Raw genomic sequence first — 25,643 nt, 5'->3', positions numbered from 1 at the left:
CTCCCGGCCAACGTCTCCATCTCGCGGACGCTTTGGCCGCAATCCCACCGGACGTCCGCACTGGCGGCGTCCGGTTTGCGTTTCCGGCGATTGCCACGACGCGAGCTGCGTCCCAGCATCGCCGGCGCGTGACTCCCCGATGAGTGTTGCCCGTCGCTGCCCTTTCCCTCGCGTCTGCGGCGGAGCGCTGCTCATGCTGACGTTCGCCATCGCGCGCCTGCCCGCAGCCGAGCGCCCGACGCTCGCCACCGCCGCGCAAGTGCGGGCGTTGTCCGCGGAACAGGCGCGCGCCGCTCTGCCGGTCCATCTCCGCGGCGTCTACATTGGCGAAGCGGATCCCGAAGGGATTGCGTTCGTCATCCAGGATGCCACCGAGGGCATTTACGTGCAGGGCCCGGCCGAGCTCGTGGCCGGACTCGCGCGCGGCGACTTGCTCGACATCGAGGGCGTCACCGATCCCGGCGGTTTCGCGCCGTATGTCGTCGCCCGCACCCTGCGAAAAATCGGCACCGGGCCGATTCCCGCGCCGGTGCCGGTCACGATCGACGAGCTCAACGCCGGGCAAATGGACGCGAAGTGGGTCGAGCTTTCCGGCATCGTCCGCAGTGTCGAGCCGAAGGCGGCAACCGACATCCCGCCACCGCCGCCCGGCACGCGCTACGCCAGTCCGCTGGAAAACGCCGCCGGTCCCGACGATCACAAGGTGAAGATGAAAATCGCCTCCGGCAGCCTGCGCGTGATCGTGCAGATCACGGGCGATTTCGATCCCGCGGACTACGTCGATGCCGAGGTCCGCCTGCGCGGACTCTCCTTCAACCTCCACAATCACAACCGGCAGTTTCTGCGTCCTTTCGTGCAGGTGCCGCGAGGCGTCGCCGTCGTGACGGAAAAACCCCCGCCGCGCGATCCGTTCGCCAGCGAACCGCGACCGGTCGCCAGCCTGCTGCGCTTCGAACAGCTCACGGGCGAGCACGGCCATCGCGTGCACATCCGCGGCGCGGTCGTGCACCATCGCCCCGGCGCCGCGCTGTGGGTCCGCGATCACGAACACAGCCTGCGCGTGGAGACCACGCAGGACGAGAAACTGCAGCCGGGCGACGAGGTCGACGTGGTCGGTTTTCCCGCGCGCGGCGATTACAGCGCCGTGCTCGAGGATGCCGTATTCAAGAAACTGGGACCCGGCGCACCGCCGGCCCCGCATCTGCTCACCGACCTGTCCAGCGCGCTGCAGAACGATGCCGACCTCGTGCAGCTTGACGCGCAGCTCACCGACGTCCGCCATTTTCCGGACAGCGTCGGACTCACGCTCGACTGGCACGGCACCCCCGTGCGCGCGCAAATTCACCTGCCGGAGAACGTCGCGGCGCCCGACGCCTGGCTGCCGGGCAGCCGCGTGCGCGTGGCCGGCGTCTGCTCGGTGACCACCGACGAAGCCGGTCCGCTCGGCGGCTTGTGGGAACCGCGCTCCTTTCAGCTTCTGCTCCGCTCACCCGCCGATCTCACGGTGCTCCAGCCGCCGCCGTGGTGGACCTCCGAGCGCATCGTCTGGGTGCTGACCGGATTCCTCGCCGTCGCGCTCGGCGCCGTCGCGGCCGTCATGTCCGCTTCGCGGCGGCGGTTGAAGGAGCAGGAACACCGCCGCGCGATGGCCGAGACCGAATTCACCGCGATCCTCAGCGAGCGCAATCGCGTCGCCCGCGAGATCCACGACACGCTTTCGCAGAGCCTCGGCGCCATCTCCGTTCAGCTCGAGCTGGCGCGCGTGCACGCCAATGACATCAGCCCGCCGGCGCGCCATCATCTCGGTTCCGCGCTGAAATTGACGCGGGCCGCGCTCGCCGAGGCCCGCGATTCGATCTGGAACATGCGTTCGCAGGTGCTGGAAAAATCCGACCTCGGCCAGGCATTGGACGGCATCCTGAAACAAACCACCGAGGACACCGGCGTGACGCCGGTCATGCGCATCGAAGGCACAAACCGCCGCCTGCCGCCCGTCGTCGAAAACAATCTCCTCCGCATCGGCCAGGAAGCGATCACCAACGCGAGCCGGCACGCGCAGCCTTCGCGGATCGAAGTCACCCTTGTCTTCGACCGGCGCACGATCCGTCTCACCGTCGCCGACGACGGCGCCGGCTTCAGCGTCAACGCCCAGCCGAACGGGCATCGCCGCAGCTTCGGCCTCGTCGGGATGCGCGAGCGCGCCGAGCTGCTCGGTGGATCAATGGAAATCGCGAGTGCGCCCGGACAGGGCACACGCATCTCCATCACGCTTTCCGTGTGACGGCGTTTTCCCTCGAATGGGTGAGAGGCATGCCGCCGCGAGGATGCTAGATTGGCGAACGCGCGAGACTTGATTTGCGGAATCTCCCTTTCACCATGACGCCCCACGCCGACTTCACCGCTCCGAGCATGGGAGAACCCGATCACGAAAACATCATTCGCGTCCTCGTGGTCGACGATCACCCGCCGATGCGCATGGGGCTCGTCGCGCTGATCAAAAGCCAGCCCGGCATGGACGTCGTCGCCGAGGCCTCCGACGGCGAGGAGGCGATCGAGATCTATGAAGACGTCCAGCCCGACGTGGTGCTGATGGACCTGCGCATGCCGGGCATGGGCGGCGTCGAGGCGATCCTCGCGATCCGCAAGAAATTTCCCGCCGCCCGCGTGATCGTTTTGTCCACTTACGATCTCGACGAGGATATCCACCGCGCGATGCAGTCGGGCGCGCAATCGTATTTGTTGAAGGACATGCCGATCGAAGAGATCGCGAGCACGATCCGCAGCGTGCATGCCGGCGACGCCCTCCTGCCGCGCCCGGTCGCGGAGCGTCTCACCGAGCGTTCGCAACGCGAGCAATTGACGGAGCGCGAACGCGACGTCCTCGAATCGCTCATCAAGGGGCGCAGCAACAAGGAAATCGCCTCCAGCCTCTGCATTTCCGAGGACACCGTGAAATCGCATCTGAAAACCCTCTTCGCCAAGCTCCGTGTGCGCGATCGCACCGGGGCCGCCGTCGAGGCGATTCGCCACGGCATCGTTCATCTCAAGTAGCGTTCGCTAATCTCGTCCGCGCGCGTGCCCCACGAGCGAAATGTCACCCAATTGGGTGATGCGAGAAAACGCACCGCCCTGCTAGTCTGGATGGCGGCGAGGAGCGCCGGAGACACGGATTTTGCACCCCTTCGTTTTGGCGGAGAACGGAAATCGGCCGTTTTTCAAACCTGCTCGTCGCGGCCACGCCGCTCCCGGCCCCTTTGCCGTAGCCATCCCCACCCTCCTTCCCGTGAAACGTCACTCCTTTCTTTCGCGCGCCACTCTCTGCACTGCGTTGGCCCTGTTCGCCGTCGCAACTAGCTCCGTCCCTGCCGCCGCCGCTTCGCCCGCGCCGCATCGCTTCGAGATCGGCACCGATGCCTTTCTCCTCGACGGACAGCCGTTCCAGATTCGTTGCGGCGAGATTCATGCGCCGCGCGTGCCACCCGAATACTGGCGGCACCGGTTGCGGCTCGTGAAGGCGATGGGCCTCAACACCGTCTGCGCCTACCTGTTTTGGAATCTGCACGAGCCGCGGCCCGGCGAGTTCAACTGGTCCGGCGCCGCCGACGCCGCGGAGTTCTGCCGCGCGGCGCAGGCCGAAGGACTGTGGGTGATCCTGCGTCCCGGTCCCTACGCCTGCGCCGAATGGGAGATGGGCGGACTCCCGTGGTGGTTGCTCAAAAACGAAGATATCCAGCTCCGCAGCCGCGACCCGCGTTTCCTCGCCGCCGCCGGCCGCTATCTGCGCGAAGTCGGACGCGAGCTCGCCCCGCTGCAGATCACGCGCGGCGGCCCGATTCTCATGGTGCAGGTGGAAAACGAATACGGCTTCTACGGCAAGGACGCCGCCTACATGGGCGAGCTCCGCGGCATGCTCCTCGACGCCGGTTTCGACGTGCCGTTGTTTGCCTGCAATCCCAAGCAGCACCTGCGCGACGGCTACCGCGACGATCTGTTTCCCGTCGTGAACTTCGGCACCGACCCGCGCGGCGCCTTCGCAGCGCTGCGCGAAATCCTGCCGACCGGTCCGCTCATGTGCGGCGAGTTTTACCCGGGGTGGTTCGACACCTGGGGCGCGCCGCATCATCTCGGCAATACCGAGCGCTACCTCGCCGATCTCCGCGCCATGCTCGAGGATGGCGCGTCGTTCAGCATCTACATGGCGCACGGCGGCACGACCTTCGGCTTCTACACCGGCGCCGACCGGCCGTTCAAACCCGACACCTCCAGCTACGATTACGACGCGCCCATCACCGAGGCCGGCTGGATCACGCCGAAGTTCGAGCAAACTCGCGCGCTCTTCGCCCAACACCTCCTGCCCGGCGAAACGGTCCCCGACCCGCCCGCGCCGAATCCCGTCATCTCCATCCCCGCCGTCGCCGCCACGGAGAGCGCGCCGTTGCTCGCGAATCTGCCGGCGCCGCTCACCGACGAGCGCCCGCGCACCATGGAAGCCTACGACCAGGATTTCGGCTGTATCCTCTATCGCACGACACTCCCCGCCGGTCCCGCCGCCACGCTCGAGGCGAAGGCGATCCACGATATCGGCCAGGTGTTTCTCGACGGCCGCCGCCTCGGTTTCACCGACCGCCGGTCGCGCAATTATCGCGTCGAGCTGCCGGCGCGCGCGCGACCCGCGACCCTCGACGTCCTCGTCGAAGCCATGGGCCGCGTGAACTTCGGCGTCGAGGTCCACGACCGCAAAGGTATCCATGCTCCGGTGACGCTCGCCGCCGCCGGCGGCCCGAAAACCGAGTTGCGCGACTGGCAGATCTACCGCCTGCCCGCCGACGGCGCGATGCTCGGCGCGTTGAACTTCCAAGCGGTCTCTCCCGCCACGAACGCCGCGCAGCCGGCATTCTGGCGCGCAACGGTGAAGGTCGATCAGCCCGGCGACTGTTTCCTCGACATGCGCCCGTGGAGCAAAGGCTACGCCTGGGTCAACGGCCACCATCTCGGCCGCTTTTGGAACATCGGCCCGCAGCAAACGATGTATGTCCCGGGCCCGTGGCTGAAAGCCGGCGACAACGAAATCGTCATCCTCGACTTGATCGGGCCTGAAAAACCCGAGATCGCCGCGCTGGATCATCCGATCCTCGACCAACTGCGCCCGCAACTCGACTTCGCCCGCAGCCGTCGTCGCGAGGTTACGTTGCGCTCCGACTTCGGCGCGCCCGCGCAGACCGGTCGTTTTGCGGCCGGATCCGATCTTCAGGAGGTGCGTTTGTCCGCTCCGGCGCGTGGTCGCTATTTTTGCCTCGAAGCGCTCAACGCCCACGACGGCAAACCGTTCGCGTCCATCGCGGAGATCACCTTGCTCGACGAGTCCGGCCAGCCGCTGAGCACCGAGGGCTGGACGATCGCGTATGTCGACAGCGAGGAACGCGAACGCGCCGACGGTGCCGCGGAAAACGCGATCGACGGCCAGACCGCCAACTTCTGGCACACCGAATGGGGCGCCTCCCAACCTGGTTTCCCGCATCGGCTGATCCTCGACCTCGGTCAACCGCGCACCGTCAGCGGCTTCCGCTACGTGCCGCGTCAAGGCGCGGCCGACGTCACCGGGCGCATCGCGGATTTCCGCGTCTTCGTCGCCGACGACCTCATCCGCGAGTAAGGCCCGGAGTAACGTCCAGCGCTTCGGCGAGGAAGCGCTCGATGGTCACCGGCAACTCGCGGTGAAAGGCCTCGCGATCGAATCCGGGCGGATCTTCGCCCGGGGGAAAATCGGGCCGACGCAGCGACGCGGGAAACGGACTGAGAAACGAAAAGTGTCCGGCGTCGGGAACGACGACGAACTTCTTTAGCGACGCCGTCGCAAGCGGACGCAGCGCCGCTTCGATATCGCGGGCCGGCGTAATGTTGTCCTTCTCGCCCGCGAGCACGAGCAGCGGAATCGCAGCCTTCGCCAGCGCTCCCGGCGCGCGATAATAATCGCTCGCCGGAGCCAGCAACACGGCCGCGCGAAAGCGCGCGTCGGCTTTCACGGGGATGGGGCTTCCCGCGCGCGACCAGGGTTGTCCGCCCGCTAAGGCGAGCGCCGCCGCACCGCCCAGCGAATGACCGATGAGAGCCACGCGTTTCGCGTCGACGGAGTTCGCGAGGCGCGCATCGGCCAGAATCGCATCGAGCGTCGCCGTCAGATGCACGCAGCGGTTCGTCAACGCCTGATCCCTGTGCGCGAGCGAGCGATCGTTGCGATTGTCGCGGGGCGCTTCCGGGCACACCACGATCCAGCCGGCACCCGCCAGATACGTCGCGATCGTCCGGTAAAGCAGATGCGATCCACCGGATCCGTGCGCGATGACGCAGACCGGAAAACGTCCCGCGGCGATCGGCGCATCGAGCGTCGCGTCCCACGCGAAGGGACCGATCGCGACGCCCGTCGCGGGCTGTGGCGTCGGATACTGGACAATCGCAGGAAACTCGCCGCCGAAGACGGGATCGCAAATCCGCAGATGCAGGAGGCCGGAATGCATGAAATTTCGTCCGCCATCCGACCGTAAGCGCGCTGCGTTTTCCAGCGCGGAAGTGGCGTCGCGCACGATCGCCTCACTTCAAAAATGGGGCGGCCAACGGGATTTGAACCCGCGACCCCAAGATCCACAATCTTGTGCTCTAACCAACTGAGCTATGGCCGCCGTGAAAACAGGGACGCGAAACTTCGCGGTCCACCTCCCGGCTGTCAATCCCGGTTTCCAGCGCGTTTCAAACTCTTCTTCGCCGCCGCCCGCAGGTGTTTTCCCTGACGCTCGCAACCACTTCGCCGCGCGGCTGTCTGGCCTGCACGGTGCCGCTCCCCATCGGCGCCGCCACGCATGCTTCCCCATCCGCCGCTGCAACCGCATTACACGTCGACCGAGGCCAAGCCTGCCTTCGTCAACCGGCTCTTCGATTCCGGTGCAAAATACTACGATGGCGTTGTCGACTGGGGCTTTCTGCGCAGCGGCTCCTTTTATCGGCGCTGGGCGCTGCAGCGTCACGGCCTGCGGCCGGGGCATCAACTGCTCGACGTCGCCTGCGGCACCGGCCTCGTCGCGACCGCCGCTCAGAAAATCCTCGGCTCCGCGGACACCATCACCTGCCTCGACCCGAGCGAAGGCATGCTCGCCGTCGCCCAGAAAAAACTTTCCGCCCGCTTCGTGGTCGGTCGCGCCGAAGCACTGCCGTTTCCCGACAACTCCTTCGATTTCCTCACCATGGGCTATGCGCTGCGGCACGTCACCACGTTGGACGAGGCGTTCGGCGAGTTTCACCGCGTGCTCCGTCCGGGCGGCAAGCTGCTCATCCTCGAAGTCACGAAACCTTCAGGCCGCGCCGGTGCGTCGCTGTTCAAACTTTATTTTGGCCGCATCTACCCGTCGCTCACGCAGGTCTTCACGCGCAGCCGCGACGCCCGCGACATGATGGTTTATTTCTGGGAAACGATGGACGCCTGCGTGCGCCCCGAGGCGGTGCTCGCCGCGCTGCGCGCCGCCGGTTTCGCGCGGGTGGAACGCAAACCGATGCTCGGCCTTTTCAGCGAATATTCCGCCGTCAAATCCTGAACCCTCGTCCCGCTTCGCTCCATGTCCGATCCGCTCCGCTCCCGGCTCAAACACCTGATTGTCGACACGCTGAAGCTGCACGATCTGCAGCCGGAGGACATTCGTGACGACGAGCCGCTGATCGGATCCGGCCTTAATCTCGATTCGATCGACGCCCTCGAACTCGTCGTCTCCCTCGAAAAGGAATTCGGGATCAAGATCAGCAGCAGCGAGGAATCCCGCGCCGCGCTCGGCAGTGTCGCCCAGCTCGCGGACTTCATTCGCGCCCGCTCCCCCGCCAACCGACTGCCCGCGTGATTCGCGGCGCCCCGGCCGCCGTGAACGCCCCGCTTCCGTCTTCCATTTCGCTCGCCGCGACCGATTGCCTCACCGCCTTCGGCGACGCGCGGCAGACACATCGCGCGCTCCTCGAATCGCGACGCGCCCTCGCGTTTCATCCGGTCCTCGGCCGTGACGGCGGCGATCCCGTGCCGCTCGCTCTCGCCGCCGGCCACGCTTACGACGAGACGGTGCCGCCCAGCTGGCTCGAACCGCTCGCCGGGCTCGCCGCACGGTTGCCCGACGATCCATGGGGCACGGCGCGTTTCCCCGTCTTCGTCACGAGCAGCAATTTCGGCGTCGGGAGCCTCCACGCGTTTCGGCGCACCGGCGACGCGCGTCACCTGCATTACGGCACGCCTTTCGCCACCGTCGAGGTACTGCGCGAACGTTTCGGCTGGGGCCCGAATGTCGCCGTCGTCTCGCACGCCTGTGTATCCGCGCACCTTGGACTCCTGCTCGCCACCCGCGCGCTCGAGCGCGGACTCGCCACGCGCGCGCTCGTGTTCAGCTTCGATTTCGTTTCGCCATTCGTGGCCGGCGGTTTCCACGCGCTGAAAATCCTGAACGCCGGTCTGCCTGCACCGTATTCCGCCGCCGGCACCACCGGCTCGATCGGACTTGGCGACGGCGCCGCGTTTGCCGTGCTCGCGCCGGCTGCGGGCGGTGCGCGTCCGGCGTTACGCCTGACCGCCCAGACGCTGCACAACGAGATGCACCATTTCACGGCGAACCGCAGCGACGGCGCAGGTTTCGCTGCCTGCCTCGCGCCCGTGCAAACGACGCTCGCCGGGCGCCGCTTCTGGATCAAGGGCCACGGCACGGGCACGCTCGAAGCCGGACGGCTCGAGGCGGCGACGCTCGCGCGTCTGTTTCCGTCCGCGCCCCTCGTGGCCTGGAAAGGCAGCCTCGGTCACACCCTCGGCAGCTGCGGGCTCGTCGAGCTCGCGATCGTCGTGGAAGCGCTCCGCGCCGGCATCGTGCCCGGCACGGTTGGCACGGAGCCGCCGTTTTTCTCCGACGCGGTCGCCGCGGAACCCTTCCCGAGCCGCGATTACGATGGCGTGTTGCTCACCAGCAACGCGTTCGGCGGTGCGCACGCCGCCTGTTTCCTCAGCCATGATTGAACGCCACCTGCACGCCGTTCGCACCGACGCTCCAGCCGACGAGTCCATCGCGGCCACGCGCGAGCGCCTTGCCGGGGCGTTCCCGCGCGGGTCCACCCGGCGGATGACGCAGCTGGGCCTGCTGCTCGGCGGCGTGCTGAGCGACCTCGCGACCGGCGAGGACGACGCGATCGTCTACGCGTCCACTTACGCCGAAACCCGCGCGCTCGAAGATTATCTCGCCAGTTTTCCGACGCCGAGTCCCACGCTCTTCCAAACCTCGATTCACCCGAGCGCGATTCAACAGGTGCTCATCGCGCGGCAACAACCGGTCCGCGAATTCTTCCCGCACACCGGGCGCAACCAACTCGTCGCGCACGCCCTCCAGTCCGCGGCGCTCGCCGCGGCACCACGCGTCATCGTCTGCGGCGGCGAAGAACACGGCACCTGGCTCGCCGAACAGAACGCCGCCAGCCCGCACGCCTTTGCCTTTGCGTTCGCGCTGAGCGGCGATCCAGCCGGCGCCGTCGGACACCTTCGTCTCGAGTCCACCGACTCCGCGACCGGCGAACTCGCGCTGCCGGAATTCTTCAACGCCCTGCACCAGCGCTCGCCGCTTTTCCGCGACGTGGCGCCGGGGCTGCGGCTCACCCTCACATGGCGCTAAACGGCTCGCACTCGTCCCTCCCGCGCAACCCCGGCCCAAACTGGGGCTACGGTTTTCTGCGCCGGTTCGACCGATTCATGCCCGCGCCGCTCGCCTGGGTGGGCCTTGCCGCCGGAACGTGGGTCGCCGTGCTGGCCATGCCGAAGCAGCGCCGCTACTCGCGCGATTATCTCGCTGCGATCCTCCCGCGGCGCCCGGGCTGGCGCGACGTATGGCGGCATTTCTTTGCCTACACCCAGATGATGATGGCGCGTATTCGCGCGGCGGAGACGGGCAGCCACGCCTGCGAACCGCAGCCGGGGTTCGAGTCGTTCAGCACCTTGATGCGCTCCGGCCAGCCCGCGCTGCTCGGCACGTTTCACGTCGGCACCTCCGACCTGCTCGGCTTCCTCGTCGGGACCTATCGCCGCCGCGTGCACATGATCCGGCTGCGGGTCGACAACTCGCACGACACGCGTCACCTCGCGGAGACGTTCGGCGAGTGGGTGACCTACGTCTGGGTGAACCAGAAGGACAACCTGCTCTTCGTCCTCAAGGACACCGCCCAGCGGGGCGGCACGATCGCCATGATGTGCGATCGCGTGGAATACAGTTCGAAACTCGAGCCGTTTCGTTTTCTCGGCGCGACCCGGTTGATGCCGTTCACGATCTATCACCTCGCGCTGGTGTTCGACCTCCCGGTGGTTTTCAGCCTCAGCCTTCCCTCCGGGCCGGACCGCTCGCGCCTCTACGCCTCGCCCGTTTTCCAACCAGATCCGCGCGAAGCGAAGTCCGTCAACCTCGCCCGCGCCCGCCGGCATTTTCAACAGGTCCTCGACGAACTCGAAGCGCTGCTCCGCGCCGAGCCGTATCAGTGGTTCAACTTCATTCCGCTCAGCCCGGCGCTTCCGAGCGATAGCGCGACCGCCCCTGCCAGCGAAACGCTCGCCGCCCTCGCCGCCCGCGCCTGACCACCATGACGTCCTCCTCCACGCATCTCGTCCTCATCCCGACCTACAACGCCGGCCGGCGCCTCGCATCGACCGTGGCCGAGGCCCTGCGGCACTGGAGTCCGGTCTGGGTGATCGTCGACGGCAGCACCGACGGTAGCGAGGCCGCCGTGCAGGCGATGGCGGCGCGGGATTCGCGTCTTCGCGTGATCATCCGCGAGACCAACGGCGGCAAGGGCGCTGCGGTGGCGGACGGCGTTCGCGCCGCGCTCGCCGCCGGTTTCACCCACGTGCTCACAATGGACTCGGACGGACAACATACCGCGTCGCGGATCGCGCCATTCATGCGCGCGTCGATGGAGCATCCGTCCGCGCTGATTCTTGGCCGGCCCGTCTTCGGGCCCGAGGCGCCGCTGGAACGACTTTACGGCCGCAAGATCAGCGTCGGTTTCGCCCGACTCGAGATCCTCGGCCGCGGCATCGACGATCCGCTTTTTGGTTTTCGCGTTTATCCCACGGCGGAACTTTGGCGCGCACTCGAATCCACCCGCTTCGCCCGCGGTTTCGATTTCGATCCGGAAGTCGCCGTGCGCATGGTGTGGAACGGCGTGCCCACGCTCAATCTCCCGGCGCCTTGTCGGTATCTCACGAAAGCCGACGGCGGCGTTTCGCATTACCATTACGTTCGCGATAATCTCAAGATGCTGTGGCTGCACCTGCGGCTGGTGCCGCAACTCGCGCTGTGGCGCTGGACGCAGGTGCTGCGTGCGCGTCAACAACTCGTCGTGCGATGAATTCGCTCCGGCGCTGGCTGTTTCTCCTCGCTGCGACGCTCGCGCTTCAAGTGGCCGCCGCGCCGCTCGCGCCCCCGTTCCCGCCCGAATGGCAGTCGTTGTTCGACGCGTTGTCCGCGCCCATCCCGCGATTCGCGACCTTCGAGGAGGAAAGGTCGTTCGCCTTCAAGAAGCAGCCCGTCGTCCTTCAAGGCGAATTAAGGCTGATGCCCGGCCACGGCGTGAGCCTCACCTACACCGAGCCCAATCGCCAAACGGTGATCATCGACGACGCCGGCGTGTTGATGCGTGACGAACGCGGCCGCGACCGAGCACTCCCGGCCCGCCGCACGCCAGCAACCGTGGCTCATCTCGGCGAGTTGCTGCAATTCGACGTAACGACGCTCGCCAGAAACTTCGAGCTGGCCGGCGATCGCGACGGCGAGCGGTGGATGCTCGCCTTGAAACCGCTCGATGGGGCCGCCGCGGAGGCGACCGGGGCCATCCTGTTGCGCGGCCACCGGGCACAGATCGACGAGATCGTGCTCTCGCCGGAGCGCGGTCCGCGTATCCGGATTTCGATCACAGCCGTGCGCACCGGACAACCGTTCGCCGCCGCGGAACTCGCGCGCTATTTCCGCTGACCGTGTCGCCCGCGCGTCAAAGGCTGCTGGCCCGCCTGGGACTCGTCGCCCTCTTCGCCGCTGGCGCCGCCTGGCTGGTGCATTTCGCCCGCGTCGGCCGGATCTCGACCGACGTCCTCGCGCTGCTGCCGAAAGACGAACACGCGCCGGAACTGCGGCTCGTGCGACAACTCGCGACCGACGTGCAGGCCCGCGTGGTGTTGATCGCCTTGCGGCAGCCGGGAAACTCGCCGCCGCCCGCGCCCGTGGTCGCCGCCTTCGTCGGCGCCCTGCGCCAAAACCCCGCGTTCGCCGAGGTCGTCGAACTCGACTCCGACGCCGCGATCACCGAACTCGGTCAAACAGTTTTCGCCGAGCGCCACCATCTGCTTCTGCCCGCCTGGCTCGCGGAGCGACAACGACGTTACGCTGCGACCACTCCAGGAATCCCGTTCGTCACCTGGCTTGCCCAAAACGCCGCCGCCGACCTCGACGCATTTCTCGTCCGGCCCGAGGCCGCATCCCTGCAAACCCTCGCGCTGCGCGATCCGCTACTGCTGACGGCGCCGTTCCTTCAGAAAGGGATTCACCTCCCAGATGCGACCGCCGGCATGCCGGTCGCACGGGTTTGGGCGCGCCTCGCCGAATCTCCCCTGAGCGCCGGAGGGCAGGAGCCGGTTTTTTCCGCCATCGCGATGGCCACCTCCGAGGTTCGGAAATCGGCCCCGGAAATCGAGGTCCTCTGGACCGGAGTCAACCGCCTGGCCGCCGCGAGCCGCGAGCGTATCCAAAAAGAGGTTGCATTCCTGAATGCAGCCTCGGTCGTCGCCGTGCTTGGCATCACCCTGCTGTTGCTGCGGCGGCCGTGGCGGGCGCTGCACCTCGTGCCGGTCATCGCCCTTTCGCTCCTGGGCGCGTGGACCAGTGTCACGCTGGTGTTTTCGGAAGTCCACGTGCTGGTGCTCGTGATCGGCGCGTTGCTGTGCGGCGTCGCGATCGACTACGGTTTCTACCTGTTTCTCGAGCCGGCTGCGGGGATGGAGAAAGTTCGTCGCGTCATCCGTCCGCTGCTCGCCAGCTGCCTCACGACGGTCCTCGGCTTCTCACTGCTCACGGTTTCCGATCTGCCCCTGCTCCGGCAAACGGGCGTGTTTGTCGTCGGCGGCCTCGTGGCCGCCCTCGCAGGAGCGCTGCTCTACGCCCTGCAACTCCGGGAGCCGTTGGAGGAACGCCGCCTGGCCGCCGGTCGCACTCCGCTCCGGCTGCCGCGGCGGCCCGCGCTGATCGCCGGCGGCGCGATTGTGCTGCTCGCCACGGTTTTTGCCGGCCGGCTGCAGTGGAGGGACGACATTCGCGAGCTCGAGATCCCGGCGCCGGCGCTGCGGGCCGATGACCGGCGCGTGCGCACGTTGTTCGGCGAAAGCGCGCAGCGAACGCTGTATTTGACATTCGGTGACACTTTGGCGGAGGCGCGGCAGAACCTGGCCGTGTTCCTCGATCACCTCCGCGCGCAGGCCCCGGACATCGGCGTCGCCAGCCTGGGCGAACTTTTCCCGACGGCAGCCGAATGGAGCGCGTTTCCCGCGCAACGCGCCGGACTCGCGGATTTCCCGACGGCGTTTCGCGCCGCGTTGGAGGAACACGGATTCGAGAGCAACGCGTTCGCGGGATTCTTTTCAGACTGGCAGGCGGCGGAACGGACGCCGCTCCCGGCCTATGACGAACTCTACGCTGGCATCGACGCGCATCTGCAGGGTCCGCTCCGACAGCTGATGCATGCCGACGGAAGTCCGGCGTGGTTTCTCACCGCGGTCGACGGGCGCAATGACGCGATCCCCCGTGAGCTCGCGACGTTTCCGGTGCATCAACTCGAGTCCTTGAACGAGCTCTTCTCCCGCTACCGCCGGGCCGCGCTGCAACTGAGCCTCTGGGGCGTGCTGGTGCTGATCGGCATCCTGACCGTGCTGTATCGTTCCCGGCGGGCGGTTCGGATCGCCGGAGTGCCGGCCGCCGCGTGCCTGATCACGTTCGGGCTGTTCGGCGCCTTCGGTCAGACCGTCAACTTGTTCCATCTGCTCGGCGCGTTCCTGGGCGTGTGTCTCGCGCACGATTACGCGATCTTCACCGCCGAGAATGGCCGCCCGGCCGCCGTGCGGCTCTCGGCCCTGACCACCGTCGCCTCATTCGGCGTGCTGAGTTTCAGCCAGATTCCGGTGATCCACGCGCTGGGTCTCACCGTTTCGGGCATCGTGATCGTCGCCCTGGCGGTCATCGAACTCGACGCCTGTTCCCGTCGCACGCCATGAACCCGACGCTGTTTTCCGCCTGGGAAAAAACGCTCGCCGCGGCACCAAACGCTCCGGCCCTGATCGACGCTGCGACCGGAGAAACCTGGAGCCGGCGCGAATTGCACGCACGGGCCATGAAACTCGCCGACGCGTGGCCAGACGCCCTCGCGCGACGCGTTTGCCTGCTCGCCGCGCCCAACCGGCCGGACTGGTTTGTGCAACTGCTGGCGCTGCTCCGGCACCACGCCATCGTCGTGCCGCTCGATCCCGGCGAGCCGGCGGTCGCACGGGCGGCGATCGCGTCCGCGTTAGGCGCGGCATTCGCCGTCGCCGACGAAACGCTGACGAAGCTCGCGCGCATGCGGGCCGGTCGCGACGCCCGCCGGCTGATCAAGCTCACCTCCGGCAGCACTGGAAAACCGCGCGCGCTGCCGTTCACCGATGCGCAGATGCTTGCGGACGGACGCAACGTGTGCGCCTCGATGCGCATCGCGTCCTCAGATTTCAACTACGCGCTGATTCCGTTCGGCCACTCCTACGGCCTCGGCAATCTCGTCGTGCCGCTGCTCGCGCAGGGCACGGCGGTGGTCTGCGGCTCCTCCGCGCTGCCCCAGATCGTCGCGGCGGAGATCGCGCAGCATCGCCCCACGGTGTTTCCCGCCGTGCCCGCGATCCTGCGTGCGCTCGCCGCCGCGGAGATCGAAGCCTCGCAGCTGCAAAGCCTCCGCACCGTCATCTCGGCCGGCGCGCCTCTGTCGCCGGAAATCGCCGGCGCGTTTTTGCGGCGATTCGGCCGGCGCATTCACAACTTCTACGGTTCGAGCGAAACCGGCGGCATCGCCTACGACGTGACCGGCGAGGCAGCGCTGTCGGGCCGAAGCGTCGGCATACCGCTCCAGGGCGTCACTTGTGCACCGGAGCCCGGCGGCCGTTTTCGCGTGACCAGCGCGGCGGTGTTCACGATTGGCAACCGCCGGGTGCGCGACGGACTCGGCTCCTTCCGTCCCGCGGACCGCGCGCTTTTCACGGATAACGGCGAATTGCGGTGGCTCGCGCGCACCGGCCGCGCGGTCAAAATCGCCGGTCGCCGCGTCGATCTGGGCGAAATCGAAAACGCTCTCAAGCAGCTCGCCGGCGTGCGCGACGCGTATGTCATGCCGCTCGCCGGTCGCGTCGACGCGCTGGCCGCGGCTGTCGCCGGCGAAACCGACGGTCCCGCGCTGCGCACCGCCTTGGCTGGGCGACTTCCCCGTTGGAAAATTCCCCGGATCTTCCGGGTCATTCCCGAGTTCCCCGTTACTCCACGCGGAAAAACCGACACCGCCCGCCTGAAACGCTGGCTCTCCCACCCGCCCTCCTCCGCCCCGACGACGGAGAAAGTGTCATACATTATATGACACTCTAGTTTGGGGTGGGATGCGCGAGGAGGGTGGCTTCGATTTCGAGTTCGAGATCGGCGCGGCAGATGTCGGCGCGCAGGTAGATGGCGCGGTCGCCGGGTTCGAGCAGCGCGCGCTCCACGCAGCTCCTCACCACGGCATAATCTTCCGCGCGGCGGACGTAGATTTTGAAATGGCGCTCGAAGCCGCCGGCGCCGAGCTGGTCGCCCACACCCGCTTCGCGGCCGATACGGCGCAGGTTTTCAAGCGTGCAGGTGAGCTGCGGCAGCAGCCGCCCGGGCGCGACGGTGCGATGTCCGCGAATCGCGGCGGTGCCGGAGACGAACACGAGCGTCCGCCCGCGGTCGCCCGCCACGGTCGCGCGCGCAAAGCTCGGCGCGCGCGGGCCGTGTTCCGGCGGATAGTCATAAGCGGGCACTTGGAGCGGATTCTCCACGTGATGCGGCGCGGTTTCGCCCGCGACGAAAACCGCCGCGAGCGCATCGCCGCTGCAGCCGACGGCGGACGCCGCGGGCAAACGGCAGCGGTAGCCGGCACCCAGCGCCGACTCGAAGGCCTCGGCGCGGCCGGCGCAAAACGCGCGGTAGTTTTCCATTCCGTCCGCCACCTCGTTGATCGCAGGGACGTAGTTCCAAACGCGATACAGGGGCCGTCCCGCGACGACGCCGAGGAGCCGGCGGTAAAGTTCACCCGTCGCGGCCTGCAGGGAAGCGCCCACGGGTTGCACGGTGCAGCCCAGCAGGAGGCTGCCGGCGCGGCGCAGCACAAAACCGGCCGCGGTCCGCTCCGGCTCGGCGGCGGCGAAAATCTGCTCCACGGGATGTCCTCCCAGCCAGGGCACCGGCAGGTGGAGCGCGGGCTCCACCAGGTCCGAACAGAACGCGGGGCCGGCGCGGTCAAATTCAATTTCGAACGAGGTGCGGACTTTCAGGGCGGCGGCAAACGACATGGTCGTGGAAGAGGCGCGCGGCTCGCGCCGGCTGGCGGCATCGTCCGTCGCGCGCGGCCATTGTTCCCCCGACCGCGATATCCGCCAAAGCACGCAGGTGTTTCCCGAGCCCGAACGGGCCGCGCGGACGAACCTTGCTCCGCGCCGGGCATTTCCCTTCCACTGCGCCCGTGGGTTTTCTGCTGAAAAAATTCGTCTCGTTCTGGCTGATGCCGCTGCCGCTCTGCCTCACGCTGCTGGTGATTGGGTTTTGTCTGTTGCTGAGCACTCGGCGCGCGCGACTCGGCCGCTGGCTCATCGGAACGGCGACGTTGTTGCTACTGATATTCAGCAATAAAGTCGTCAGCACGGCGCTGATCCGGCCGCTCGAAACGGTCTACGCGCCGATCCCGGAGTTGGCGGACACGGCGAGCGTTCCGTCCGAGCTTGCGGCCTGTCGCTATGTCGTAGTGCTGGGCGGCGGGCACGGCGATACGCCGGGACTTTCGGCGGTGAACAAGCTCAGCACGTCGGCGCAGGGCCGGTTGATGGAAGGGATCCGGCTGCTGCGGGTGCTGCCGGAGGCCCGATTGGTCACGTCGGGCCGCGGCGCCCCGGGCCAGCCGAGCCACGCGGCCGTCCTGGCGGAGGCCGCCGCGTCGCTCGGGGTGGAACGCCGCCGCCTCGTGGTCCTCGACTCGCCGCGCGACACGGAGGAGGAGGCGCGCGAACTCGCGAAGCTCGTGGGCTCGGAGCGTTTCGCGCTGGTGACCTCGGCCTGGCATTTGCGGCGGGCGACTGCGTTGATGCGCAAGGCCGGCCTCGCGCCGCTGCCGTGTCCGGCGGATTTTTCCGCCCGTCCGTCGGAGACGTTCACGATCAGCGATGCGACGTGGGATCTTGAATCGCTCGGACGCAGCACGTGGGCGGTTTACGAGCGGCTCGGCTATGCGTGGGCGCGGCTGCGCGGAAAAATTTAGGCGATTGGCGCGGAGCTAATTCTTCCGGCGCGCCGGGAAATTTGTTTCGCAATCGTCATGATCGCAGCTACTCAGGCGGCACCATGTTGTCGCTCAAGAAGCTGTTTGGGAAAGAGGACAAGTTCTTCGACCTGCTGGAAGCAGGCGCCGAGGAAGCGAAGACCAGTGTGAATCTGCTTTCGCGTTACCTCCAAAAGCTCAGCGCGGGCGGCCCGCCGGCCAATCTCGACGACTTCGTGCAGACCCGCCGGAAGGAAAAGCGCATCCGGCACGAGATGACCGAGGAGCTGAGCAAGACGTTTGTGACGCCGCTCGAGCGCGAGGACATCGAGGCGCTGTCGTTTGCGCTCTATCGCATTCCCAAGGCGATCGAGAAAATCGTCGAGCGCCTTTCGATTTATCCCGGGCGCGTGCCGCATGCGGCGTTCCAGCGTCAGGCCGAGCTGCTGAATCTCGCGTCCGAGGCGGTCGTGTTCATGGTCAAGGCACTGCGGCACGGGACGAATATCGAGAAGATCCGCGAGGCCAACGACCGGCTGCAATACGCCGAAGGCGAAGCGGACAAGGTGATGTTGAGCCTGCTGAAGGAGCTGTATCACGGGCCATTCGACGCGAAGGAGCTGGTGATCCTGCAAGAGCTCTACGAAATGGTCGAGCAGGCGGTCGACCGCTGTCGCAACGCCGGCAACATCGTTGTCCAGATCGTCCTGAAGCATTCGTGATTTCGGCCGCGGCGAGACGGAAATCACCCCGCCGCCGACCCGCAGGTCACGACTCTCCTCAAGCCTCATGACTCTCTTCCTGCTCGTTCTGCTCGCCGCGCTGATTTTCGAATACATCAACGGCTTTCACGACACCGCGAACGCGATCGCCACGGTTGTCTCCACCAAGGTGCTTTCCCCCCGCATGGCGGTCCTGTGGGCCGCGGGTTGGAATCTCATCGGCGCGCTGATGGGCACGGCCGTCGCGAGCACCATCGGCAAGGGACTCGTCGACACCCAGTTTGTCACCATGGCCACCGTGCTGGCCGCGCTGTTGAGCGCGATCGTATGGGGTCTTTTCACGTGGTGGCTCGGGCTCCCGTCGAGTTCGAGCCATGCGCTCGTGGGCGGACTTTGCGGCGCGGCGCTGGGAACGGCCAACACCTGGGACGTGCTCAAGTGGCACTTCGTCGACGCGAAAGGCGCGGACGCCGGACTCTGGCCGAAGATCGTGCTGCCGATGATCACCTCGCCACTGATCGGTTTTCTACTCGGGGTGATTCTGATGCTCGTGCTCCTCGCGGTGCTGCGCAAAGCCACGCCCCGCTTTGTGCGCGCGGTGTTCGGCAAGGCGCAGCTCGTGAGCGCCGGTTTCATGGGCTACAGCCACGGTTCGAACGACGCGCAGAAAACGATGGGCATCATCGCGCTCGCGTTGTTCACCGGCACGCAATCCGGCGCGTTCGACCAGTTGCCGGCCGCGCTGCACTTCCTCTACACGCCGGCCTTTGAGGTGCATCGCTGGGTGATGATCACGTGCGCCCTGACGATGGCGGCGGGCACGGCGGCCGGCGGCTGGCGCATCATTCGCACGATGGGCCACAAGATGGTGAAGCTGCAGCCGGTGCACGGCTTCGCCGCCGAAACGTCCGCCGCCCTCGTCATTCACGGAGCGTCGACGATGGGCGTGCCGGTTTCCACCACGCACGTCATCGCGACCTCCATCATGGGCGTTGGCGCGACGAAGCGCCTGAGTGCCGTGAAATGGGGCGTCGTCGGACGTATCCTGTGGGCCTGGGTGCTCACGCTGCCCATCACCGGCGCTCTCGGCTACGGGATGGTCGAGTTGCTCCATCTCTTCGGCGTCTGAGCCGCGCGGGGCTTTATCGCGGCAGGGTGAAACAGAACGCCGCACCCTGCCCCACTTCGCTTTCGACGCGAACCTCGCCGCCGTGCGCCTGCACGACGTGCTTCACGATCGCGAGTCCCAGACCGGTGCCGCCCTGCTCGCGCGAGCGGGCCTTGTCGGCGCGGTAAAAACGTTCGAACACCCGCGCGCGCGCTTCGGCCGGAATGCCCGGGCCGTCGTCCCGCACGCAGATCTCGACGCTCTTCTCGTCGACCACGCGACCGGTGATCGTGACGGCACCGGCCGGGCGGCCATATTTGATCGCGTTGTCGATCAGGTTCCAGAGCACCTGCCGCAGCCGATCCGGATCGGCCTTTGCGATCAGTCCGCTCGGCAACTTGTTTTCGAGCGTGATTTCGCGCGTGAGCGCGCGCGGCGCGAGGTCCTCGACCACCTCCTGCACGGCGAGGCGCAACGGCGACGGTTGCAGATTCAGGATCACGCGACCTGAATCCAGTTTCGCCAGCAAGAGCAGGTCGTCGATCAGCAGCGTGAGCCGGTTGGCATGGCGGTCGATGATGCTGAGCAGGCGCTCCAGCGCCACGGGATCCGATTTTCCGCCGTCGATCAGCGTCTCGGTCGCGCCCTTGATCAACGAGAGCGGCGTGCGCAGCTCGTGGCTGACGTTGGCGACGAACTCCTGGCGCACGCCTTCGAGCTGACGCACGCGCGTCACGTCGTGAAACACCAGCACGGCGCCGTCGACGGTCCCATCCGGTCCGCGCAACGCGACGGCGTTGACCTGCAGAAACTGCGACGTCGTGCCCTCGAGGCGCAGCTCGTGGCCGAGGATGGCGTTCTCGCTGGCCAGCCGGTCGGCCACCGCGAGCACCTCGTGATGTCGCACCGCCTCGATCAATGCCCGGCCGGCGACGCTTTCCGTGAAGCCGAAGAGCATCGCCGCGGCGCGGTTGGCGATCGTCACGCGGTTCTGCCGATCGAGCACCACGATGCCTTCGACCATGCTGTCGAGCACCGCCTGCATGCGTTGCGCGTGCTCGCGCACCGCGGCGTCGTGCGCCGACTGCACCTGCGCCAGCTCGCGGGCGTGGCTCGCGCGCAGGGCCCGGCGGCGCGTGCGCTCGCGCCACCAGCCGAAACAGGCGCCCGCCAGGAGACAGGCGAGCAAGACAAGCGCGAAAGTCATGAGCTGCGACGGTGGGGTTGCGGGGCAATCGCGCGGCTCAGCCCTCCGCCTTGAAACGGTAGCCGACGCCGCGGATCGTTTCCAAATAATCGGCGACCGGTCCCACCTTCTCGCGCAACCGGCGCATGTGCGTGTCGACCGTGCGGGTGTCGATCGCGGTCTCGTAGCCCCAGACGTCCTGCAGCAGACGCTCGCGCGTCTGCACCCGGCCGCGGCGCTGGGCGAGCAGCGCGAGCAGGTTGAACTCGGTGGCGGTCAGCGCGACGGGCTTGCTGTCGACGCGGGCCTCATGCCGCGGGATGTCCATTTCGAGCGGCCCGATCCGGAAGTGCTCGCCCGCCTCCTCGGCCGCTTCCATCCGCTTGAGCAGTTTTCGTATCCGCAAAACCAATTCGCGCGGGCTGTAAGGCTTCGTCACGTAATCGTCGGCGCCCAATTCCAGGCCGATGACGCGGTCCATCTCGGCCGCCTTCGCGGTGAGCATCAGGATCGGAATCGACACCGTCGTCGGATCGCGGCGGAGGATCTTGCAGACCTCCAATCCGTCGATCTCGGGCAACATCAGATCCAGCACGATGAGATCCGGCCGGTCGGCCCGGACGGCGGCGAGAGCCTTTCCGCCGTCAGCCGCAAAGATCGGCGTGAAGCCCGCTTCGCGCAGCTTGAATCCGAGCACTTCGAGCGCGTCCGGCTCGTCGTCAACGACCAGGATTTTAGGTTTCATCGTTCTTTCGTCCGGTGTGGCGGATGTCGCGCGCCTCGTAGAGGTAAACCACCTCCTCGGCGATGTTGGTCGCGTGGTCGGCGATGCGCTCGAGCCGTTTCGACACGGCCATGAGCGCGAGGCAGCGCGAGATGGTCTGCGGCCGCTCGATCATGAAGCTCGACAGCTCGCGGTAGAGCTGCCGGTTGATGTCGTCGACCTCCTGGTCGCGCGGAACGACAGAGCGGGCGCGCTCGGGTTTGCGCTCGACGAAGGAGGTGAGCGCGTCGCGGAGCATCTCGAGCGACATCGTCGCCATGCGCGGCAGGTCGACATACGGCTTGAGCTGCGGCTCGCGGTTCAGATCCATCGCGCGGCGCGCGATCGAGACCGCCTCGTCGCCGACCCGCTCGAGGTTTTGGGAGATTTTCATCGCCACGGTGATGAGGCGCAGCTCGGTCGCGAGCGGCGCCTTGGCGAGGAGATGGATCGCGATGTCGTCGACCTCGACCTCGAACTGATCGAGGATGTTGTCGTCATCGATGACCTGTTGCGCGAGCGCGTCGTCGCGCTCCACCAGGGATCGCATGGCGCGGGCGACCGACGACTCGGCGTGGCTCGCCATCGCAAGGAGGCTCTCCTTCAGTTTGCTCATTTCTTCCGTGAAGTGGGTCATGTTGGCGAAGCGGAATCGGAGTTCGAAGACCGGGGAACGGAGTTCGCGGCTCAGCCGAAGCGGCCGGAAACGTAGGCTTCCGTCTGCGGGTTGGCGGGGTTCATGAAGAGTTCGCGGGTCTGGCCCATCTCGACGAGTTTCCCGAGATAGAAAAACGCCGTCTGATCGGAGCAGCGCGCGGCCTGCTGCATGTTGTGGGTGACGATCACGATGGTGTAACGCGCACGCAGGTCTTGGATCAGCTCCTCGATCTTGGCCGTCGCGAGCGGATCGAGCGCCGAACACGGCTCGTCCATCAGGATCACCTCGGGTTCGACCGCGATCGCGCGCGCGATGCAAAGCCGCTGCTGCTGGCCGCCAGAGAGACCGAGACCGCTCGTGTGCAGGCGATCCTTGACCTCGTCCCAGAGCGCGGCGCCACGGAGGGATTTCTCGACGGTTTCGTCGAGGCGGCTTTTGTCGTTCACGCCTTGGAGGCGCAGGCCGTAGGCGATGTTCTCGTAAATGGTTTTGGGAAACGGATTCGATTTCTGAAACACCATGCCGACGCGTTTGCGCAGCTCGATCGGGTCGACCTGCGGGCCGTTGATATCGACGCCGCGGATCTTGATCGTGCCGGCGGTGACGCGCGCCTCGTCGATCAGGTCGTTCATCCGGTTCAGGCAGCGGAGGAGCGTGGACTTGCCGCAGCCGGAGGGGCCGATGAACGCGGTGACTTTTTTCTCCTGGATCTGCAGCGAGATCCCGTGCAGGGCCTGGTGCGCGCCGTAGCGGAAGTCGACGTTCTGGATGTCGATGATCGGTTTGTGAGCGGTCGTGGAGGCCGGTGCCGGAGAGGAATTCACGGGAGCGGAAGCGTTGGGGGCCGCGGACGAGGCGGAACGGAAGGCGGAAGGTTCCATGAGCGTCATGGCGTTCACCATTTGTAGCGATTGCGAAGTTTGTTGCGCAGGACAATCGAACCGGCGGCGACGCCGGCCACGACCAGCATGAACACGAGCGCCGTGCCGTATTGGACGCGCTCGGTGTAGTCGTTCTGCGGGATTTTCGAGCTGACGACGTAGATGTGGTAAGGCAGCGCCATCACGCCTTGGAAAAAGAAATCGCCCCATTGCGAAACCTCCCAAGGCAGCTTGTCGCGCACGACATACGCGGCCGTGAACATGATCGGCGCCGTCTCGCCCGCGACCCGCGCGATGCCGAGAATCGAGGACGTCAGGATGCCCGGCAGCGCATACGGCAGGACGTTCTTCCGGATCGTCTGCCACCGCGTGGCGCCCAGCGCCAGCGAGCCCTCGCGAAATCCCTTCGGCACCGACTTCAGCGATTCCTCGCTCGCGGTGATCACCACCGGCAGGACCATGAACGCGAGCGTGAACCAGCCGGCGAGCAGCGAGACGTTCCAGCCGAGGAAGATCACGAACATGCCGAAGCCGAACAGGCCGAACACGATCGACGGCACCCCGGCGAGGTTGACGATCGCCAGGCGCACGAAGCGGATCCGACGGCTGTCCTTCGCGTATTCGTTGAGATAGACCGCGGCGCTCACGCCGACGAGCAATGCGATCGTCATCGATCCCACCACCAGCAGCACGGTGCCGACGATACAGGGGAAGATGCCGCCCGCGGAATAAACGTAGCTCTCGGCGTCGATCGAAGGATTGCCGTGCGCGGCGCGAAACTCTCGAAACGCCCGGTCGCCGAGCTCGTAATGCTGCCCCTGATACTCGAAGACGTAAAGCGACTCCGGCGCGTCGAACAGGAAGGAGGTGTTGATGAACGGCGCGTCGGTCGTGACCAGCGCGGGCAGGCCCTTGACGACTATGTTCAGCAGCACCGCTCCCCCACTCGCGAGGATCGCATACGTCCCCAGCCGGAAGATCCAGCGCACCACGCCCTCCCAGAAGTGGTGCGCACCGGCGCGGGCAGCATAGGGATTTGGGAGGGTTTCGGTCATGGACGAAGAGGTCATGATTCAACCAATCGAAAGACGGTAGCGCCGCACGATTTTCTGCGCGAAGAAGTTGATCAGCAGCGAAAGGAAGAACAGTGCCATGCCGACCACGAACAGCGCGCGATAGTGAATGCTGCCGCGGACGACCTCGCCCATCTCCTGCGCGATGATGCCGGTCATGGTGTGGACCGGCTGCGTGATCACCGCGAGGCCCTCGGTGAAATCGGGAATCGCGATGCGATTGCCCGCACAAAGCAGCACGACCATCGTCTCGCCGATCACGCGACCGAAACCGAGCAGCACCGCGGAGACCATGCCGGACAAGGCCGCGGGCACGGTGATCTTCACGATCGTCTGCAGTTTGGTGGCGCCCAGCGCGAGCGAGGCCTCGCGAAACGAACGCGGGATGTTGTTCAATGCATCCTCCGCCAGCGTGAAGATCGTCGGGACCGCGAGCAGCGCGAGCAGGCAGCCGGCCGTCAACGCGTTCAACCGCTCCGAGAAAGGAAATCCCGGCACCCACGACAGCCACGAGGCGTTCGACAACTGGCGGAGGTGTTCGCCGAGAAAGATGATGCCGAAGAAACCGAGCACGACCGACGGAAACGCCGAGATGAACTCGATGCAGGGCTTGATCAGGCGTTGCTCGGCCGGCGATGCGAGCTGGTTGACGTAGATCGCCGCCGCAATGCCGAACGGCACGGCAATGGCGAGGGCGATGGCGGAGACCAGCAGCGATCCAGTGAACAGCGGGATCACGCCATACCAGTCCTGCCAGAAGCTCGCGGTCAGCCAGCGCGTCCCAAAAACGAAGGAGGTGACCGTGCGCCACAGCGGCACGGGCCGGCGCCAGTCCCACGATTCCAGCTCCTGTTCGACGCCCGGCAACGTGCCGAGAAACGACCGCGCGTCGCCCTGGAAACGCTCGAGTCGCGCGGTCAATTCCGGCGTGGGCAGCTGCGGCGGATGATCGAGCACCGCCTGGGTCTCGCGAGCGAACTCGCGACTCGTTTCCTTGTAGAGGGGCAGCGTGCCCGTGAGCGTCCGGATCTCCTCGTCGAAATTGACCTCGTCGATCTTCACCGCGGCCGCTTCCGCCGTCTTTCCTTCCGCGAGCAGCTGGTTGCGCTCTTCGAGCTGATCCTGCGAAACGATGAACTTCGTCTTGGTCGCGCTCGCCGCGTCGCTGAGATCGGAGATGAAACCGCGCAACCCTTCGATCGAATCCGAGAACCGTCCCGAATAATCGTCGAACGCGGCGAGGCGCGCATTCGCTTCGGCGAGCGGCAGTTTTTCCTTTTCCAAATAATAGGTCAGCGTCCGCTGCCGCAGCGCGAACAGGTCGCGCGTCATGTCCGTGTGCTCGGTCTCGACGCGCCGCATGATGTCGACGAACTCGAGTCCCGCCCGGCGATAGACGGAGAGGTTGTCGCGGTTCTGCGCGAAAAAGCCGGCGCCTTCGCGAAACAGAAAGATCGTGATCAGGCCCAGCACGATGACGGCGACAAAGGCGTTTCCGCCGAAGAAGTAGCGGATGCAGTCGTCGATGCTCAGGCCCAGAAACCGAACGCGACGGCGTGCAATCGTAAAGCTACCCGGACCCGCGGTGCTGGAATTCGATGAAGCCATAATCCTGGTGTCAGTAAACGAAGGCCCGCTCAACCGGCGTCAAGCGGGC

General features: G+C 66.5%; 23 protein-coding genes and 1 tRNA gene. 15 read left to right on the top strand and 9 right to left on the bottom strand.

From position 1 onward, the window contains the following. The first annotated feature begins 139 nt into the window (after window positions 1-139). The 3 genes from AC6RV7_RS10040 (at window position 140) to AC6RV7_RS10030 (ending at window position 5,653) form a co-directional block, all read left to right on the top strand. On the top strand, window positions 140-2,281 hold the full coding sequence (locus tag AC6RV7_RS10040) for a sensor histidine kinase (protein ID WP_500093834.1): 2,142 nt from the start codon (window positions 140-142) through the stop codon (window positions 2,279-2,281). A 95-nt stretch (window positions 2,282-2,376) separates the two neighbouring features. Next, window positions 2,377-3,051: a response regulator gene (locus tag AC6RV7_RS10035; protein WP_500093833.1), complete on the top strand. Its 675-nt coding sequence runs from the start codon at window positions 2,377-2,379 to the stop codon at window positions 3,049-3,051. Between the two features lie 232 nt (window positions 3,052-3,283). After that, window positions 3,284-5,653 carry a beta-galactosidase gene (locus AC6RV7_RS10030; protein WP_500093832.1) on the top strand — a complete coding sequence of 790 codons (2,370 nt, stop codon included), beginning with the start codon at window positions 3,284-3,286 and terminating at the stop codon, window positions 5,651-5,653. On the opposite strand, the gene AC6RV7_RS10025 is transcribed toward AC6RV7_RS10030, so the two are convergent. Further along, the gene (locus AC6RV7_RS10025) at window positions 5,640-6,515 is read right to left on the bottom strand and encodes an alpha/beta hydrolase family protein (RefSeq protein ID WP_500093831.1); all 876 of its coding nucleotides are present in this window, start codon (window positions 6,513-6,515) and stop codon (window positions 5,640-5,642) included. The genes AC6RV7_RS10030 and AC6RV7_RS10025 overlap by 14 nt on opposite strands. A gap of 85 nt (window positions 6,516-6,600) precedes the next feature. Continuing rightward, a tRNA-His gene (locus tag AC6RV7_RS10020) sits at window positions 6,601-6,677 on the bottom strand. A gap of 177 nt (window positions 6,678-6,854) precedes the next feature. Between AC6RV7_RS10020 and AC6RV7_RS10015 the strand changes: the two genes are divergently transcribed. Genes AC6RV7_RS10015 through AC6RV7_RS09975 form a run of 9 tightly spaced genes read left to right on the top strand, consistent with a single transcriptional unit; the run spans window position 6,855 to window position 15,684 of the window. Continuing rightward, a complete protein-coding gene (locus tag AC6RV7_RS10015; protein ID WP_500093830.1) occupies window positions 6,855-7,583 on the top strand; it encodes a class I SAM-dependent methyltransferase in 729 nt (242 codons plus the stop codon). 21 nt (window positions 7,584-7,604) lie between these two features. Continuing rightward, window positions 7,605-7,880 carry a phosphopantetheine-binding protein gene (locus AC6RV7_RS10010; RefSeq protein WP_500093829.1) on the top strand — a complete coding sequence of 92 codons (276 nt, stop codon included), beginning with the start codon at window positions 7,605-7,607 and terminating at the stop codon, window positions 7,878-7,880. Window positions 7,881-7,900: 20 nt separating this feature from the next. Beyond that, a complete protein-coding gene (locus AC6RV7_RS10005) occupies window positions 7,901-9,028 on the top strand; it encodes a beta-ketoacyl-[acyl-carrier-protein] synthase family protein (protein ID WP_500093828.1) in 1,128 nt (375 codons plus the stop codon). Next, complete coding sequence (locus AC6RV7_RS10000) at window positions 9,021-9,674, top strand: hypothetical protein (protein WP_500093827.1); 654 nt, start codon at window positions 9,021-9,023, stop codon at window positions 9,672-9,674. The genes AC6RV7_RS10005 and AC6RV7_RS10000 overlap by 8 nt, the downstream gene beginning before the upstream one ends. Continuing rightward, the gene (locus AC6RV7_RS09995) at window positions 9,665-10,624 is read left to right on the top strand and encodes a hypothetical protein (protein ID WP_500093826.1); all 960 of its coding nucleotides are present in this window, start codon (window positions 9,665-9,667) and stop codon (window positions 10,622-10,624) included. Before AC6RV7_RS10000 ends, AC6RV7_RS09995 begins: the two co-directional genes overlap by 10 nt. Before the next feature lie 5 nt (window positions 10,625-10,629). After that, window positions 10,630-11,397, top strand: a complete 768-nt coding sequence (locus tag AC6RV7_RS09990) for a glycosyltransferase family 2 protein (protein ID WP_500093825.1) — start codon at window positions 10,630-10,632, stop codon at window positions 11,395-11,397. Further along, window positions 11,394-12,020, top strand: coding sequence for an outer membrane lipoprotein carrier protein LolA (locus AC6RV7_RS09985; protein ID WP_500093824.1), 627 nt, complete (start codon window positions 11,394-11,396; stop codon window positions 12,018-12,020). The genes AC6RV7_RS09990 and AC6RV7_RS09985 overlap by 4 nt, the downstream gene beginning before the upstream one ends. 2 nt (window positions 12,021-12,022) lie before the next feature. After that, window positions 12,023-14,305 carry an MMPL family transporter gene (locus AC6RV7_RS09980; protein ID WP_500093823.1) on the top strand — a complete coding sequence of 761 codons (2,283 nt, stop codon included), beginning with the start codon at window positions 12,023-12,025 and terminating at the stop codon, window positions 14,303-14,305. Beyond that, window positions 14,302-15,684, top strand: a complete 1,383-nt coding sequence (locus tag AC6RV7_RS09975; RefSeq protein WP_500093822.1) for a class I adenylate-forming enzyme family protein — start codon at window positions 14,302-14,304, stop codon at window positions 15,682-15,684. The genes AC6RV7_RS09980 and AC6RV7_RS09975 overlap by 4 nt, the downstream gene beginning before the upstream one ends. Window positions 15,685-15,688: 4 nt before the next feature. Here AC6RV7_RS09975 and AC6RV7_RS09970 read toward each other — a convergent pair whose 3' ends face one another. Next, entirely contained in the window at window positions 15,689-16,636 is a 948-nt protein-coding gene (locus AC6RV7_RS09970) for a chorismate transformation FkbO/Hyg5 family protein (protein WP_500093821.1), read from the bottom strand. 170 nt (window positions 16,637-16,806) lie between these two features. On the opposite strand from AC6RV7_RS09970, the gene AC6RV7_RS09965 reads away from it, so the two are divergent. From AC6RV7_RS09965 to AC6RV7_RS09955, 3 genes are all read left to right on the top strand, one after another. Further along, window positions 16,807-17,595 (top strand): ElyC/SanA/YdcF family protein, encoded by a 789-nt coding sequence (locus tag AC6RV7_RS09965; RefSeq protein ID WP_500093820.1) that lies wholly within the window; start codon window positions 16,807-16,809, stop codon window positions 17,593-17,595. 83 nt (window positions 17,596-17,678) lie between these two features. Further along, window positions 17,679-18,317: a DUF47 domain-containing protein gene (locus tag AC6RV7_RS09960; protein ID WP_500093819.1), complete on the top strand. Its 639-nt coding sequence runs from the start codon at window positions 17,679-17,681 to the stop codon at window positions 18,315-18,317. Between the two features lie 67 nt (window positions 18,318-18,384). Beyond that, window positions 18,385-19,446: an inorganic phosphate transporter gene (locus AC6RV7_RS09955; RefSeq protein WP_500093818.1), complete on the top strand. Its 1,062-nt coding sequence runs from the start codon at window positions 18,385-18,387 to the stop codon at window positions 19,444-19,446. Window positions 19,447-19,459: 13 nt separating this feature from the next. Here the strand turns inward: AC6RV7_RS09955 and AC6RV7_RS09950 are convergent, their stop codons facing one another. Genes AC6RV7_RS09950 through pstC form a run of 6 tightly spaced genes read right to left on the bottom strand, consistent with a single transcriptional unit; the run spans window position 19,460 to window position 25,594 of the window. Continuing rightward, window positions 19,460-20,632 carry a sensor histidine kinase gene (locus AC6RV7_RS09950; RefSeq protein WP_500093817.1) on the bottom strand — a complete coding sequence of 391 codons (1,173 nt, stop codon included), beginning with the start codon at window positions 20,630-20,632 and terminating at the stop codon, window positions 19,460-19,462. Between the two features lie 37 nt (window positions 20,633-20,669). Beyond that, the gene (locus tag AC6RV7_RS09945) at window positions 20,670-21,356 is read right to left on the bottom strand and encodes a response regulator (protein ID WP_500093816.1); all 687 of its coding nucleotides are present in this window, start codon (window positions 21,354-21,356) and stop codon (window positions 20,670-20,672) included. Beyond that, window positions 21,346-22,011, bottom strand: coding sequence for a phosphate signaling complex protein PhoU (gene phoU, locus AC6RV7_RS09940; RefSeq protein ID WP_500093815.1), 666 nt, complete (start codon window positions 22,009-22,011; stop codon window positions 21,346-21,348). Before phoU ends, AC6RV7_RS09945 begins: the two co-directional genes overlap by 11 nt. A 50-nt stretch (window positions 22,012-22,061) precedes the next feature. Further along, window positions 22,062-22,934 (bottom strand): phosphate ABC transporter ATP-binding protein PstB, encoded by an 873-nt coding sequence (gene pstB, locus AC6RV7_RS09935; RefSeq protein ID WP_500093814.1) that lies wholly within the window; start codon window positions 22,932-22,934, stop codon window positions 22,062-22,064. Next, window positions 22,928-23,983, bottom strand: a complete 1,056-nt coding sequence (gene pstA, locus AC6RV7_RS09930) for a phosphate ABC transporter permease PstA (RefSeq protein ID WP_500093813.1) — start codon at window positions 23,981-23,983, stop codon at window positions 22,928-22,930. Before pstA ends, pstB begins: the two co-directional genes overlap by 7 nt. A gap of 3 nt (window positions 23,984-23,986) precedes the next feature. Next, complete coding sequence (pstC, locus tag AC6RV7_RS09925; RefSeq protein ID WP_500093812.1) at window positions 23,987-25,594, bottom strand: phosphate ABC transporter permease subunit PstC; 1,608 nt, start codon at window positions 25,592-25,594, stop codon at window positions 23,987-23,989. Window positions 25,595-25,643: the final 49 nt, after the last annotated feature.

Source organism: Opitutus sp. sgz309028, from assembly GCF_059821195.1.
The sequence above is the reverse complement of the archived record's forward strand: the minus strand, read 5'-3'. Positions and strand labels throughout refer to the sequence as shown.